This is a genomic window from Halobacillus sp. HZG1 (assembly GCF_035818575.1).
GTDB lineage: Bacteria > Bacillota > Bacilli > Bacillales > Halobacillaceae > Halobacillus > Halobacillus litoralis.
Map to the genome: position 1 here is coordinate 1 of NZ_JAYLVQ010000024.1, position 13,121 is coordinate 13,121.

The window sequence follows — 13,121 nt, forward strand, 5'->3', positions numbered from 1 at the left end:
TTCACTATATGGCAGGTTTCTTGAAGACTCAGTTTCGAGGCTTTTGTGTGGTTCTAGGAGCTCCGGGAAAAGGTTCGCTTTCCATGGGGCGGGCGGTGAGCCTCCTCAGGCTACGCCTTCCGGGGTCTCACCTGTCCCACACTTCCCATAGGAGTCTCACCGTTTCCCTCCGACCCTTTGCCATGGAATAGATTCTCGAAACCAACACTAAAAGGGCAGCTTTTATGATTTTGATAGGTGGATTATAGAACCCCTGCACTTATAAGTAAGGATCTCATCCTTCCCACCTAGGCAAACGTAAAGGGCTTTGTATCAAGTATTTACGTTTTCTAAACGTCCATTGGGTAGAGTTTAGATCATCCACTTCCCATAACCATACGAGCTGATTTTTTAAGTAGTGGTTTCGAGATACTTATATGGCAAAGGGGCGAAGGGGCGAAGGGGAATGGCGAGACTCCTGCGGGAAAAGAGTGCTTAGTGAGACCCCACAGGACGCAGTCCGAGGAGGCTCACCGCGCTCCCGCGGAAAGCGAGCTATTCCCCGCAGCCCCATCCACTCAACAAAAGTCTCGAAACTGAGTCTTCCACAAACGGGAGCTTATACGCAATAGAATAAAGCACAAAAAAAAGAGCGCTTATCCAAATTCAGGATAAGGCTCTTTCATTTTACTTGCTTAATTGAATGCACTCAAGCGTTTCTTCAACTTCTATACTATTTTGAACCGATTGAACCATAGAACAATTTTTCTGGGAGATCTCCAGATTCTTTAACAACTTGTCCTGGTTCAAGTGATACCCTTTAATAACATAATGAAGATAGATCTTTTCAATACGATTGGCCTCATCAGGATTTCTCTCTACCTCAGCCGTCACTTTAATATCTTCATAATCCGTGCGTTGTTTATCTAAAATCTTCCTGAAAACTCCAATGCTGCAACCCGCAATCGATGCAACCATAAGCTGATATGGGCGGAAACCGAACGTCTCATCACCTGAAATGTTCATTTGACCGTACTCAAATGACGTGCGTACACCGTTTTCCTTTAAATAAAAGTCCATCATACATTCACTCCTTTGACAATATGCTGCGCCTTTAGTTTTATAATAACCGTTTTCAGTAAGGAAATAACCTTCTTATGAGAAAGAAAAACTTGTCCCCTCCTATTGATTTCTTATACGATAAGGAAGTATGAAAAAAGGGGGCCGTCAGTTATGGTATCCAAACAAACACGATTCTGGATTTTGATAGGTCTTGTAACCATATCAGGATTTTCCCAGGGGATGCTCCTTCCATTGATTGCTGTCATCCTTGAACAGAACGGCATTTCTTCCTCTATCAATGGATTGCATGCTACCGGGCTTTACATAGGTATTTTACTTTCTTCTCCATTCATGGAAAGACCTCTGCAACGTATTGGTTATAAACCAATGATTATGATTGGAGGGGCTCTGGTTGTTGTGTCTCTTGCCTTATTTCCATTCTGGCAGGCGCTATGGTTCTGGTTCATTTTAAGAGTCACCATTGGAATCGGTGACCAAATCCTTCACTTTGGAACTCAAACCTGGATTACAGCCACAGCAGAAAAACACAACCGTGGTCGAAGCATCGCTTATTACGGCCTGTTTTTTAGTGTCGGCTTTACGCTTGGACCACTGATGACCAACTTGTTGACATTTGGTATCTATGTCCCATTTATCATTTCCTCATCCTTAAGTTTTATCGTCTGGTTATTCATGATTTGGGTGAGAAATGAAACACCTGAAAAAGACCATACCACAGTCTATGGAACGAGTTCAATCAAAAGGTTTGCTAAAGCCATTCGTCTGGCCTGGGTTGCTTTTTTGCCGCCTCTTGCCTATGGATTTCTGGAAGCAACCCTTCATGGAATCTTTCCCGTGTACGGGATGAGGATTGGACATGATGTTAACTTATTATCCTTAATCATTCCGTGTTTTGCTGCAGCCAGTTTATTTTCTCAAATTCCTTTGGGCGCATTAAGTGATCGGATTGGAAGAAAAAAAGTCATCTTAACCGTCGTAGCTGGGGGAATCGTCGCCTTCCTTGCGGCTGCTCTCTTTGAAAACTCTGTGGTCGCTCTCTTCGCCACTTTCGCATTAGGCGGTTTATTTGTGGGTTCCTTGTTCTCTTTAGGCATTTCATTTATGACAGACTTACTTCCAAAAAACCTTCTTTCTGCTGGAAACATATTATGCGGAATGGCATTTAGTGTCGGAAGTATTCTAGGTCCTTTCTTGTCTGGTTTTTTCTTGGATCTTTGGCCAAATCTATCGTTTTTCTACGTCATCGTCACTCTTTTGATCTTCGTTTTTACAGCTACTCTTTACAAAAAAGATCCAGGTGCACCTTCACTGCAAGAAGCTTGAGCTTTTCCTTGGAACGAAAGGATGGAAGAGCAGATATAAAAAAGCTGTGGACATGTTGTCCACAGCTTTTTTATTTTGAAAGAGCTTGTGTCAGTACATCAAGGTTTTGTTCCATTAAGCTGAAGTAATCTTCATCGTTTTTAACATTTTCTTTCGTTAAAACAGACAAGTTGTGAAAACGGAGCGCTTCTGCTCCGATTTCATTTTGGATCACTTCTGAAACTTTCGGAGTGATGTTCTGTTCAAAAACCACGTATTCAAGATTGTTTGACTCGGCAACTTGAACGATATTTTCAAGGTCTTTTTGAGAGGGCTCATTTGTCGGACTTAGGCCTGAAACAGCAATCTGCTCTATGCCGTAAGCCTCTTCCCAATAACCATAGGCTGCATGGGAAACAATAATTTTACTTTTAGCTTTAGATTCTACACGCTCATGAAATGCCTGATCTAAATCCATCAGTTTCGCTTGAAGTTCTTCATAGTTTTCTTCATAAAGTTCTTCTTCTTCTGGATTCATTTCAATCAACTGATTTTTGATTCCCTCTGCCATTTGTACAGCACGTACAGGATCCAACCAAACGTGAGGGTCTTTTTCACCGTGGCCGTGGCCGTCATGGGAATCTTCTCCTTTGGCATGTTCATCTTCTTCATGAGCATGTTCATCTTCTTCATGACCATGTTCATCTTCTCCATGTGCATGCTCATCTTCACCGTGATGATCTTCTCCCTCGGCACCTTCTCCATGATTATGAACATGTTCTTTCAAGTCAAGGTCCCCTGCTGCTTCCAGGATTTCTACACCCTCTGGCTGAATTGATTCAGAAATTTTCTTTGCGTAACCTTCTAAACCAGCCCCATTATAAACAAAGAGATCCGCTTCTGCCATCTTCACCATTTCCTTGGTCGTCGGCTCATAAGTGTGTGCGTCTGAACCCGGAGGCAAAATGGAATGTACGTTGACTGTCTCTCCACCTATTTTTTCAGTAAAAAACTGTAAAGGATAAACCGTAGTATAAACGTTTAGTTCTCCGTTATCGTCACCTGTTTTTTCATTACCCTGCTCGGTTGCCGTCTCTTCATTTCCACAAGCAGTAATCAATAAAATGGTAAGTATAAAAGATAACATGATTGCTAGTTTCTTCATTCGTCGACCTCCTCGTCTTTCCAAACAGATTATATCGTAACCATTACACTTTGTAAACAGTAACCATTACTTTTTGATAAGCGCAAAAAAAGATACCCGCGCGCAAGACGCAGGTTCTTTTTCAAACCAAGGCATAAATCAGTTACATTGCGGACATTTGCCGTATATTTCGAACTTATGGTTTTCAACATCATATCCATTCAGGTTCTCATTAATACTATCCATCGGGCAGAATTCAATCGATTTCGTTTTTCCACATGTGGTGCAAATGAAGTGATGGTGATGGCCATGTGTATCACACCCTAAACGAAAATGCTTTTCTCCGCCAAGCTCTGTAGCTTCTAAAATATCAACGTCTGTCAGCATATAAAGATTTCGATAGATCGTATCATAACTCACACCAGGAAAATGGTTCTGTATTTCCTTAAGAATTTCTTTCGCTGCAATATACTGGTCTTGTTTCACAAAAATCTCTAAAATACGTTCTCTTTGCTTCGTTCTTTTATATCCTTTTTCCTTTAGTCTCTGCAAAGCTGTTTCTACATTCATTATGCTTCACCCTTTATCCATTGTTGAGCTCGGACTCGTTTGTAAAGAATCGACATAATTAAAATCAAAATGGCTGTCACGACAATCGTTCCACCTGGAGGTACACTAAGATGATAGGACGAAAAGAGACCGATCAGGACAGAGGTTTCCCCAAAAGCGATGGATAGACCAATCGTCTGCTTGAAACTCTTTGCAATCCGGATCGCTGAAGCCACTGGTAAAGTCATCAAAGCTGATACAAGTAAAATCCCAACTACCTGCATAGAGGACGCGATGACCAGTGCAACCATGACGATAAACAGCAAATGAATCCATCTTCCATTTACCCCAGACACAGAGGCGTGTTCCTCGTCGAACGACAGCACGAAAAGTTCCTTATAAAACAGAATGACAATAAGAATAACAATGGAAGTAATCACCAGCACGGTCCACATACTATCACGGCTGACAGCTGTTACACTTCCGAATAAATAGCTAAATAAGTCCGTATTAAATCCATCTGCAAGAGAAATGAGAATCACACCGACACCGATCCCACCGGAAAGAATAATAGGAATGGCAAGTTCTTCATAGTGTTTATACACCTTTCGAAGACGCTCAATCAATATCGCTCCGAACACGGAAAAGGCCATCCCCATGTAAATCGGATTCCATTCATTGACAGCCGTCACTCTTTTTTCAAGCAGCAAACTTGCAGCAATCCCGGTTAACGTAATGTGGGATAAGGCATCAGCAATTAACGACAGGCGTCTGACCACAATGAACACTCCCAATAAAGGAGCAACGATACCGATTAATATTCCTGTTATAGCGGCATTTTGTAAGAATTCATATTGTAGAAAACTATCAATCATTGTGGGTCACCTCATGATGTGTGTGATTATGGGTCAGCTGCTGGACGGAATGACCATAGAGCTGGTTGAGGTCCTCTTCACTAAATTCCTTATAATCTTCTGAAGCACCGTGGAAATGGACCGTTTTATTCATACAAATGACGTGCGATGCATGATCGGTAATGGTCCCGATATCATGAGTGACCATCAAGAGGGTGATTCCCTGCTCTTTATTCAGTTTACCAAGCAAATCATAAAACTCTGTGACGTGCTTCGCATCTACCCCGACCGTCGGTTCATCCAGAATTAATAAGGAGGGGTCACTCACTAAGGCCCTTGCAATAAACACCCGCTGCTGCTGCCCTCCGGACAATTCTCCGATATTAGAGTAGGCGTATTCCTCCATTTCTACGACTCTCAATGCTTCCAATGCTTTCTCTTTATGTTTTTTATTAAAGAATTTAAATGCTCCAATTCGGGAGACCAGCCCGGTCTTTACAACTTCAATCACCGTCGCAGGAAAACCAGAATTGAAACTGTTAGCTTTTTGTGAGACAAATCCAATCTCCTGCCAATCCTGATAGTGCTTCAAAGTCTGACCGAATAAGCGAATGGAACCATGATCCGGCTTAACAAGACCCAGCATCAATTTAATTAATGTGGACTTACCTGAACCATTCGGGCCGACAAGACCGAGGAACTGGCCTGATTGAATGTCCAAGTTTACGTCTTTAACGACCCATTCTCTATCATATTTAAAAGATACATTTTCTAACTTTACTATTGTTTCATTTCCCATGGTCAATCCCTCTCGAAATAATAATCATTACGAATTAAATTATAATGGATATGTACGTCAAAGTAAAAACGTCTGTATTATAGCCTTCCCTTTTTGAAACATATGTTAATCAATAATCGTTACGATTTAAATGCACAAGGACCATCATAAAGGAGGAAGCGTTCCGAATCAAGACTATTTTTCAGTTCCGTCCACGGTGGTAGATTTCTCCTTTACATTAATTAATAAGAATGGTCCCGGGCATGAGCTTACTAACGTTCTTGCCTGACACCTGTTCACGTTCCACAGCTGCCAAATATGAAAAAATACGGAAAGACAAAAAAACCAGAGCTGAATGAAAAGCTCTGGCTACATGGTTTATAGATATCGGTTGTGACGCTTCTCCAAATAATCTTGAAGAGCGGAAAAAATCATAGTAAGCGGCCAATACACAAGGGCTGCTGTAATATACATCGTCATTGAATCGACCGTACGTCCTGCTGCAATTTGTGCTTTGTTCAAAATCTCAGGAACAGAAATCATGGCAGCAAGCGATGTGGCTTTCAGCAAATCAAGAAAGACATTCCCAAGAGGCGGGATGGCAATTCTCGTTGCCTGAGGCATGATAATTCTCCTTATCGCCTGCCAATACGTAAATCCCAGAGCACGGGATGATTCCCATTGACCATTCGGAACACTGTTCAAAGAAGCTCGATTGATTTCTGCTATATAGGCTGCACTGTTTGTTCCAAATCCGATGATGGCAGCAACGGTTGCCGGCATTTTAATGCCTACAACAGGAAGACCGAAATACAAAACGAATAAATACACGAGGATCGGTGTGCCTCGCATGAAAGATATATAAAATCGGGCAGGCCATCTCAGCCAGACACGGTCCGATCCTCTCGCAAGGGCTAAAAAGAAGCCCAGAATGAGCCCTACCACCATACCACTTAAAGCAACAAGCAAGGTTAAAGGCACACCTTCAAGAATGAAAGGAAGATTCGCCCAGGCGCGCTCTGCGTTAAAAAGCTTCTCGATTTGAATTTCGTTTATTTCGATACCTAACATAAGGATCTCCTTACAGTTCTAGTCCTTCGATTTCACGGATATCCGCTTCTGGTTTTTTAGAAGCATCCTTGCCACCGAAGAACTCTTCAGAAAGCTTCGTAAGGGTTCCATCTTCATGCATTTCCTGCAATACGGCATCGATTTCTTTCTTCATTTCGGAGGCATCATTCGGCATAACAATAGCGGAGTTCGTCGGATGGAACTTCAAGTCCGGGTGTAGTTGAACTTCGATATTAGGCAGTGCTTTTAATGCAAGGGACTGTAAGTAGTAATCATTGATGATGAAGTCTGTATTTCCGTTTTCCACATCACGCAAATAAACATCATTGGTTACATTACCGTATGTTTTCGTCTCAGCACCAAAGTGTTCAGCGATTTGGGAGAACACCGTAGTCGCTCCACCACCATGTGTTTTTCCTTCGAGGTCCTCCAATTTTTCAATCCCGGATAAGTCAGACTCACGGACAATCATTGTGGAATAAGAATACTTATATGGTTCACTAAACGTAAACTGTTCTTGACGGGCTTTTGTTACTTCCATGTCGTTAATCACGGCATCTATACGGCCACTGTTGATGGCAGAAAGTAATCCATCGACTCCGTATTCTTCAAATTTCAACTCAAGACCGAGACGGTCAGCTACTTCTCTCATAATTTCTACGTCATATCCAGTCATCTCATCAGATTCTTCTGGATAATAAGAAGCTGGGAAAAGCGTACCGGAAGTACCGACAACAATCTCCCCTTTTTCCTGAATTTCGCTCCATTTGCTATCGGAAGCTTCTTCGCTCCCATTGCTATCTGAACCGCTCTCTCCGTCCTCACTGGAACCACAAGCAGCGAGGAATGCAGCAAGCATAAGCATAAGTATAAATAAAAGACCTTTGCGCATTCGTTATTTCCACCTTCCATATGTTTTTTGCACCTGTCTAATATAGCAACTTGACACCTGTAATATCAACTGCCTGAATCCTTTTTTACATATTCCATTATTTCCACTTGTATAATCACCCTTTCATGGTATGATAATAACATATATTAAATTAAAATAATTTTAAATAACTAGCCCTTTTAATCAACTGTAATTGACTTTCATTCTCAATTATAAAAAGGAGTTGAAAATTGTATGAATCAATCACGAACCTTCTCTGCCATGAAGTGGTGGAAATTACCATCGATTTCTAGCTTTAAGGAACACGCTGAATTGATCGCAGCCATAATCAGTGGATTCCTTATTTTACTGGCTTGGTATGGCGAACATCATTGGACACCTTCTGTTTTTGTGAGTATATATGTGACCGCCTTTCTCATTGGTGGTTTTGCCAAAGCGAAAGAAGGATTAGAAGAAACGGTAAAAGAAAAATCACTCAATGTAGAATTGCTCATGATTCTAGCCGCTATAGGCTCGGCTTCGATCGGGTACTGGACAGAAGGAGCCATTCTCATTTTCATATTCGCTCTCAGCGGAGCGCTGGAAACATACACCATGAACAAAAGCCATAAAGAAATCTCTTCTTTGATGAGTCTGCAGCCGGAAGAAGCTTTTCTCATTACAAACTCAGGATATGAGTGGGTGCCTGTAAAAACACTTCAAGTCGGTGATCAAATTTTAATCAAACCTGGAGAACGTGTCCCTGCCGATGGAAGTATTGTGAAAGGAAGTTCGACATTAAATGAAAGTGCCATTACTGGTGAATCACTCCCTGTAAATAAAAAAGAGACAGGAGAAGTGTTTGCAGGAACGATGAACATTGATGGAAGTCTTGTTGTCTCTGTGACTAAACCATCCAATGAAACGCTCTTTCAAAAGATCATCGCCATGGTTCAAAACGCACAAAGTGAGAAATCTCCCTCACAATTGTTTATTGAAAGATTTGAAAGTACGTATGTAAAAATCGTATTAGCGGTCGTTGGCCTTATGTTATTTCTCCCTCACTTTCTGTTTGGGTGGACGTGGATGGAGACCATCTACCGGGCCATGATTCTACTTGTCGTAGCATCTCCATGCGCCCTGGTCGCTTCCATTATGCCTGCCACTTTATCAGCTATATCGAAAGGAGCACGTCAGGGGATCTTATTTAAAGGGGGCGTTCATCTCGAACACCTTTCTCATCTAAAAGCGATCGCCTTCGATAAAACAGGTACGCTTACAAAAGGAGAGCCGGAGGTCACTGACTTTCTTCCGCTAGAAAGTGACATGGAACACTCCATCCTTTCTGTCGTCTCTTCCATTGAAAATGAATCCAATCATCCACTCGCTCAGGCGATTGTAAGCTATGCGAAAAAAAATGACTGTACATTTTCTACCGTCGAAAACGTCAAGGATCATAGCGGTATGGGTGTAAGCGGCCTTTATGAAAACAAGGAATGGAAAGTCGGTAAAGCAGATCTGGTCGGAAAAGAAAAAGCAACGGCCTATAAAGAGAACCATGCTGAAGTCCTTGCCTCAGAAGGAAAGACGGTTATTTTCGTGGCAAAGAGTGAAAAAATCGTCGCCCTTTTTGCCTTGAAAGATACCGTACGAAAAGAAGCGAAAAAAGCCATCGCAACTTTAAGAGCACATGATATTTATACCATCATGTTGACAGGTGACAATGACCGGACAGCAAAAGCGATTGCCGAAGAAGTGGGGATGGATAACTATATCGCTGAATGTATGCCTGACCAAAAACTTCAGGAAATCAAAACCTTAAAAGATCATTTCTCCCATGTTGCGATGGTCGGGGATGGAATCAATGATGCGCCGGCGCTCGCAGAAGCAGATGTTGGTGTCGCGATGGGAGAAGGTACAGATGTTGCCTTAGAAACTGCTGATGTGGTCTTAATGAAGAATGATCTCCCGAAGATTGGTGAAGCGATACAAGTTTCTAGAAAAATGAACAAAATCATTAAGCAGAACATTATCTTTTCCATTACCGTAATCATGCTTTTGATCGTCAGCAATTTCCTGCAGATTCTCGATCTCCCATTAGGTGTCATTGGACACGAAGGGAGTACGATTCTTGTAATATTGAATGGACTCCGATTATTAAAATAAAGAAAGCGGGACCATCATCGGTCCCGCCTTTTTATACGTTCTATCCCCATGTCTCTCTTGTTCTACGATGGTGACTCATGGCATTGATCTCCCCTCCCAGAATAATGACGACTCCGGAAAGGTATAACCAAATCATCAGCACAATGACTGTACCTAAACTCCCATAGGTCGCAGAGAAATTCCCTAGACTACTCACATAAAAAGAAAACATCAGAGACACTAACTGCCAGCCAAATGTGGCGAACACCGCCCCCGGTACAGTATCACGATATTTCAACCGTTTGTTTGGGGCCATGACATACAAAAAAGACAAAACGATGTAAAAAATGATGGAGGATATCACCCACCTCATCCCATTCCACAACGTCAAAAAGTTTTCAGAAAGTCCGAAAACGGAAAACAGCTGTATGCCGATCGTGTGCCCGAGCACCGGGAGAAGGAAAGCGATCCCAATAACAAAAACCATCGCCACTGTCAGCACAATCGCAATCAAACGCGATACAAAAAATGACCGGTTCTCTTTGACGTTATGAGCACGATTGAATGCGCGCATAATGGCATTGACCCCGTTAGATGCGGCCCAGAGAGTCCCGACTAAACCGATGGATAGTAAACTTCCATTTTCGCTGCTTAGTAAGGACGAAACGTTTTCGGTAATCAAATCGAATGTCTCAGGCGGTGCATAGGTACTGACGAATGCAAGCACTCTTTCCTCGTCAATATGTAAATACCCGAGTAATGTAAGCAGGAATATCATAAAAGGAAACAAAGATAGTAGAAAAAAATACGACAGTTGAGCTGCCATCCCTCCGACATCATCTTCACCGAAGCGAGTAAACAGCTCTTTGCCAAAATTCTTGATGGTCTTCACAATATTCCCTCACCTCTTGTGATCAAGAAGCTTCTTTTGAATCGTCAACAGCTCTCAGCTGCTCTTTCACTTCTTGATTAATTTCCCCTACTTTATTCAGCATACTCTCCGCCTTGTCCAATAATTCCAGAAGATCTTCGACTCCTTTATTCACCTGGGCAGAAAAAGCCTCATAATTCACTCTAACTTTGTGGATCGCTTCTGAAGGCTGCTTGACGAAACTTTGACACTTCGAGCCTGTAGCCCGCGATTTTTCTCCTACATACTGGCGCGTATCTCTATCCATAAGAGCAGCGATTCCTCCTACCAAAGCCCCGACAAGTACACCTTTCCAAAGTTTACTCTGTCCCATAAACATCCTCCTTAAGATTATGATCGTTTTTTATTTTATCTAAAAGTTCAAAACATCCATCATGGACGAGATCATATACATATTCAAAATTACCTGTGAAATACGGATCAGGCACTTCGTTTTCCTTCGAATAAGGAACATAGTCCAACAATTTAGCGACTACTACCCCATTCTTTTCTCTTATTCCTTTTAAGTCCTGAATGTTTTTATCATCCATCGCAATCAAATAATCAAAGTCATCCCAGTCGGATTCCTTCACTTGCCTTGCACTCATCCCCTTATAAGAGATGCTTTTATCATCAAGGATTGCCCGTGTCCCTTCATGTGGTTCAGCTCCAATATGCCAATGACCAATCCCCGCAGAATCAACGGTTATCTCTTCGTCCAATCCTTCTTTTTTTACTAGATCCTTAAAAACGGCTTCTGCCATAGGTGAACGACAAATGTTACCAAGGCAGACAAATAATACACGAATCATAACTGTGTTCCTCCAATGTAGTATTTCTCATCTGTTTATTTTCTATGAAAGCGTCGAAAATCCTGCATATCTAAAGCAGTTCACCCAAATATCTTCCCTTTTTCTGTCGAAATCAACCGCTCTTTTTCATTTTTGTACAGAAATGACCTTGACATTTGTTTCTAATTTTCGGAATATTTAATATATGGACAAACTAATACTATCAATATAGTTAGGGGGAAGATGATGGGTGAAGGTAGTGCACTACACAGTTTTTTAAGTGAGTTAAGTGGAATCGTCTGGGGACCATTCCTCTTAGTATTATTAGTCGGAACAGGGGTTTATTTAACACTCCGTCTAGGTTTTCTTCAGTTTAAAACACTCCCGTACGCTCTAAAGCTTGCTTTCAAACCAAGCAAAGAGAAGAAAAAGAATGAAAAGGGGGATATATCCCATTACCAGGCGCTAACCACAGCCCTTGCAGCAACCATCGGTACAGGTAATATTGCTGGTGTAGCAACGGCCGTTGTCCTTGGGGGACCAGGTGCCGTTTTCTGGATGTGGGTGACCGCTGTTTTTGGTATGGCGACGAAATATGCCGAAGCGGTACTAGCCGTTAAATACAGGATTGAAGGTAAAAACGGGGAAATGTCCGGCGGCCCGATGTATTATTTGTCCCGCGGTTTGAAAACAAAGTGGCTTGGACGCCCCCTCGGTTTCCTATTCGCGATCTTCGGTGCTGTCGCTGCATTCGGAATAGGTAACATGGTCCAGTCCAACTCCGTTTCTGATGTCATGGAAGGTACGTTCAATGTTTCACCATGGGTGACAGGTATTCTGTTGACCTTGTTAGCTGGATTAGTATTGCTTGGAGGAATTAAAAGTATTGGGAAAGTCACGGCTTTCTTTGTCCCAATCATGGCTATCTTTTATGTCATTGGTGCACTAATTATACTTATTCTCAATTACAACATGGTCATCCCAGCCTTGGGAACCATCTTCAACGATGCTTTTACAGCGAGCGCTCTTGGTGGCGGTCTACTCGGAACAGTCATTCGTTATGGTGTCGCACGTGGTGTGTTCTCCAATGAAGCAGGTCTCGGATCTGCGCCGATCGCTGCTGCTGCAGCCCGCACAGACTATGCCGGACGCCAAGCACTGGTTTCTATGACTCAAGTATTCATTGATACCATTATCGTATGTACGATGACAGGTTTGACAATTGTCATGGCCGGTCAATATCAAGGTGGATTGGACGGCGCAGACTTAACTTCTACCTCCTTCCAGATTTTCCTTGGTGATGTAGGAGCTTATATTGTAACCATAGGCCTGGTCTTCTTTGCCTTCTCGACCATTGTCGGTTGGTCCTATTATGGGGAAAAGTGCTTCGGTTACTTGACGAAGCAACGATTCATCGGCGCTTACAAGATTGTTTTCGTAGCATTCGTACTTGTAGGTTCTGTTTCCCAATTGAGCACCGTATGGGTCTTCGCTGATGTGATGAATGGCTTAATGGCCTTTCCGAACTTGATCGGACTATTACTCCTATCCGGAGTCGTAGCCGCCGAGACGAACAAGTTCCTGAAAGTCGCCAAAAAAGAAAAGCAACAAGAACGCGAACAACGCCAAGCTGGTTAACCTTAA

At 42.4% G+C, this 13,121-nt stretch carries 13 protein-coding genes; 3 read left to right on the plus strand and 10 right to left on the minus strand.

The window, feature by feature from the left end; translation table 11 throughout:
* Window positions 1–666: 666 nt before the first annotated feature.
* Window positions 667–1,059, minus strand: coding sequence for an OsmC family protein (locus tag VKA52_RS03075; RefSeq protein ID WP_160914330.1), 393 nt, complete (start codon window positions 1,057–1,059; stop codon window positions 667–669).
* Window positions 1,060–1,212: 153 nt separating this feature from the next.
* On the opposite strand from VKA52_RS03075, the gene VKA52_RS03080 reads away from it, so the two are divergent.
* Entirely contained in the window at window positions 1,213–2,385 is a 1,173-nt protein-coding gene (locus tag VKA52_RS03080; protein ID WP_326314147.1) for an MFS transporter, read from the plus strand.
* A 70-nt stretch (window positions 2,386–2,455) separates the two neighbouring features.
* Here VKA52_RS03080 and VKA52_RS03085 read toward each other — a convergent pair whose 3' ends face one another.
* From VKA52_RS03085 to VKA52_RS03110, 6 genes are all read right to left on the minus strand, one after another.
* Window positions 2,456–3,529 carry a metal ABC transporter solute-binding protein, Zn/Mn family gene (locus VKA52_RS03085; protein ID WP_326314148.1) on the minus strand — a complete coding sequence of 358 codons (1,074 nt, stop codon included), beginning with the start codon at window positions 3,527–3,529 and terminating at the stop codon, window positions 2,456–2,458.
* Between the two features lie 138 nt (window positions 3,530–3,667).
* The gene (locus VKA52_RS03090; protein WP_160914286.1) at window positions 3,668–4,078 is read right to left on the minus strand and encodes a Fur family transcriptional regulator; all 411 of its coding nucleotides are present in this window, start codon (window positions 4,076–4,078) and stop codon (window positions 3,668–3,670) included.
* Entirely contained in the window at window positions 4,078–4,932 is an 855-nt protein-coding gene (locus tag VKA52_RS03095) for a metal ABC transporter permease (protein ID WP_160914285.1), read from the minus strand. The genes VKA52_RS03090 and VKA52_RS03095 overlap by 1 nt, the downstream gene beginning before the upstream one ends.
* Window positions 4,925–5,710: a metal ABC transporter ATP-binding protein gene (locus tag VKA52_RS03100; protein ID WP_160914283.1), complete on the minus strand. Its 786-nt coding sequence runs from the start codon at window positions 5,708–5,710 to the stop codon at window positions 4,925–4,927. The genes VKA52_RS03095 and VKA52_RS03100 overlap by 8 nt, the downstream gene beginning before the upstream one ends.
* Window positions 5,711–6,067: 357 nt before the next feature.
* Window positions 6,068–6,760, minus strand: a complete 693-nt coding sequence (locus VKA52_RS03105; RefSeq protein WP_160914281.1) for an amino acid ABC transporter permease — start codon at window positions 6,758–6,760, stop codon at window positions 6,068–6,070.
* Between the two features lie 10 nt (window positions 6,761–6,770).
* Entirely contained in the window at window positions 6,771–7,652 is an 882-nt protein-coding gene (locus VKA52_RS03110; RefSeq protein ID WP_326314149.1) for a transporter substrate-binding domain-containing protein, read from the minus strand.
* 234 nt (window positions 7,653–7,886) lie between these two features.
* Here VKA52_RS03110 and VKA52_RS03115 point away from each other — a divergent pair, with 234 nt between their 5' ends.
* Window positions 7,887–9,797, plus strand: coding sequence for a heavy metal translocating P-type ATPase (locus VKA52_RS03115; RefSeq protein WP_442788820.1), 1,911 nt, complete (start codon window positions 7,887–7,889; stop codon window positions 9,795–9,797).
* A gap of 40 nt (window positions 9,798–9,837) precedes the next feature.
* On the opposite strand, the gene VKA52_RS03120 is transcribed toward VKA52_RS03115, so the two are convergent.
* Genes VKA52_RS03120 through VKA52_RS03130 form a run of 3 tightly spaced genes read right to left on the minus strand, consistent with a single transcriptional unit; the run spans window position 9,838 to window position 11,498 of the window.
* Window positions 9,838–10,668 carry a YihY/virulence factor BrkB family protein gene (locus VKA52_RS03120; RefSeq protein ID WP_160914275.1) on the minus strand — a complete coding sequence of 277 codons (831 nt, stop codon included), beginning with the start codon at window positions 10,666–10,668 and terminating at the stop codon, window positions 9,838–9,840.
* Window positions 10,669–10,690: 22 nt separating this feature from the next.
* Window positions 10,691–11,020 carry a YtxH domain-containing protein gene (locus VKA52_RS03125; RefSeq protein WP_160914274.1) on the minus strand — a complete coding sequence of 110 codons (330 nt, stop codon included), beginning with the start codon at window positions 11,018–11,020 and terminating at the stop codon, window positions 10,691–10,693.
* Window positions 11,007–11,498 carry a low molecular weight protein-tyrosine-phosphatase gene (locus VKA52_RS03130; RefSeq protein WP_160914272.1) on the minus strand — a complete coding sequence of 164 codons (492 nt, stop codon included), beginning with the start codon at window positions 11,496–11,498 and terminating at the stop codon, window positions 11,007–11,009. Before VKA52_RS03130 ends, VKA52_RS03125 begins: the two co-directional genes overlap by 14 nt.
* Window positions 11,499–11,723: 225 nt before the next feature.
* Here VKA52_RS03130 and VKA52_RS03135 point away from each other — a divergent pair, with 225 nt between their 5' ends.
* Entirely contained in the window at window positions 11,724–13,115 is a 1,392-nt protein-coding gene (locus tag VKA52_RS03135) for an alanine/glycine:cation symporter family protein (protein ID WP_206947904.1), read from the plus strand.
* Window positions 13,116–13,121: the final 6 nt, after the last annotated feature.

Bases quoted from the DNA above. Each gene is read 5' to 3' on its own strand.
- VKA52_RS03075 (WP_160914330.1), bottom strand. From the start codon at position 1,059: ATGGACTTTTATTTAAAGGAAAACGGTGTACGCACGTCATTTGAGTAC.
- VKA52_RS03080 (WP_326314147.1), top strand. From the start codon at position 1,213: ATGGTATCCAAACAAACACGATTCTGGATTTTGATAGGTCTTGTAACC.
- VKA52_RS03085 (WP_326314148.1), bottom strand. From the start codon at position 3,529: ATGAAGAAACTAGCAATCATGTTATCTTTTATACTTACCATTTTATTG.
- VKA52_RS03090 (WP_160914286.1), bottom strand. From the start codon at position 4,078: ATGAATGTAGAAACAGCTTTGCAGAGACTAAAGGAAAAAGGATATAAA.
- VKA52_RS03095 (WP_160914285.1), bottom strand. From the start codon at position 4,932: ATGATTGATAGTTTTCTACAATATGAATTCTTACAAAATGCCGCTATA.
- VKA52_RS03100 (WP_160914283.1), bottom strand. From the start codon at position 5,710: ATGGGAAATGAAACAATAGTAAAGTTAGAAAATGTATCTTTTAAATAT.
- VKA52_RS03105 (WP_160914281.1), bottom strand. From the start codon at position 6,760: ATGTTAGGTATCGAAATAAACGAAATTCAAATCGAGAAGCTTTTTAAC.
- VKA52_RS03110 (WP_326314149.1), bottom strand. From the start codon at position 7,652: ATGCGCAAAGGTCTTTTATTTATACTTATGCTTATGCTTGCTGCATTC.
- VKA52_RS03115 (WP_442788820.1), top strand. From the start codon at position 7,887: ATGAATCAATCACGAACCTTCTCTGCCATGAAGTGGTGGAAATTACCA.
- VKA52_RS03125 (WP_160914274.1), bottom strand. From the start codon at position 11,020: ATGGGACAGAGTAAACTTTGGAAAGGTGTACTTGTCGGGGCTTTGGTA.
- VKA52_RS03130 (WP_160914272.1), bottom strand. From the start codon at position 11,498: ATGATTCGTGTATTATTTGTCTGCCTTGGTAACATTTGTCGTTCACCT.
- VKA52_RS03135 (WP_206947904.1), top strand. From the start codon at position 11,724: ATGGGTGAAGGTAGTGCACTACACAGTTTTTTAAGTGAGTTAAGTGGA.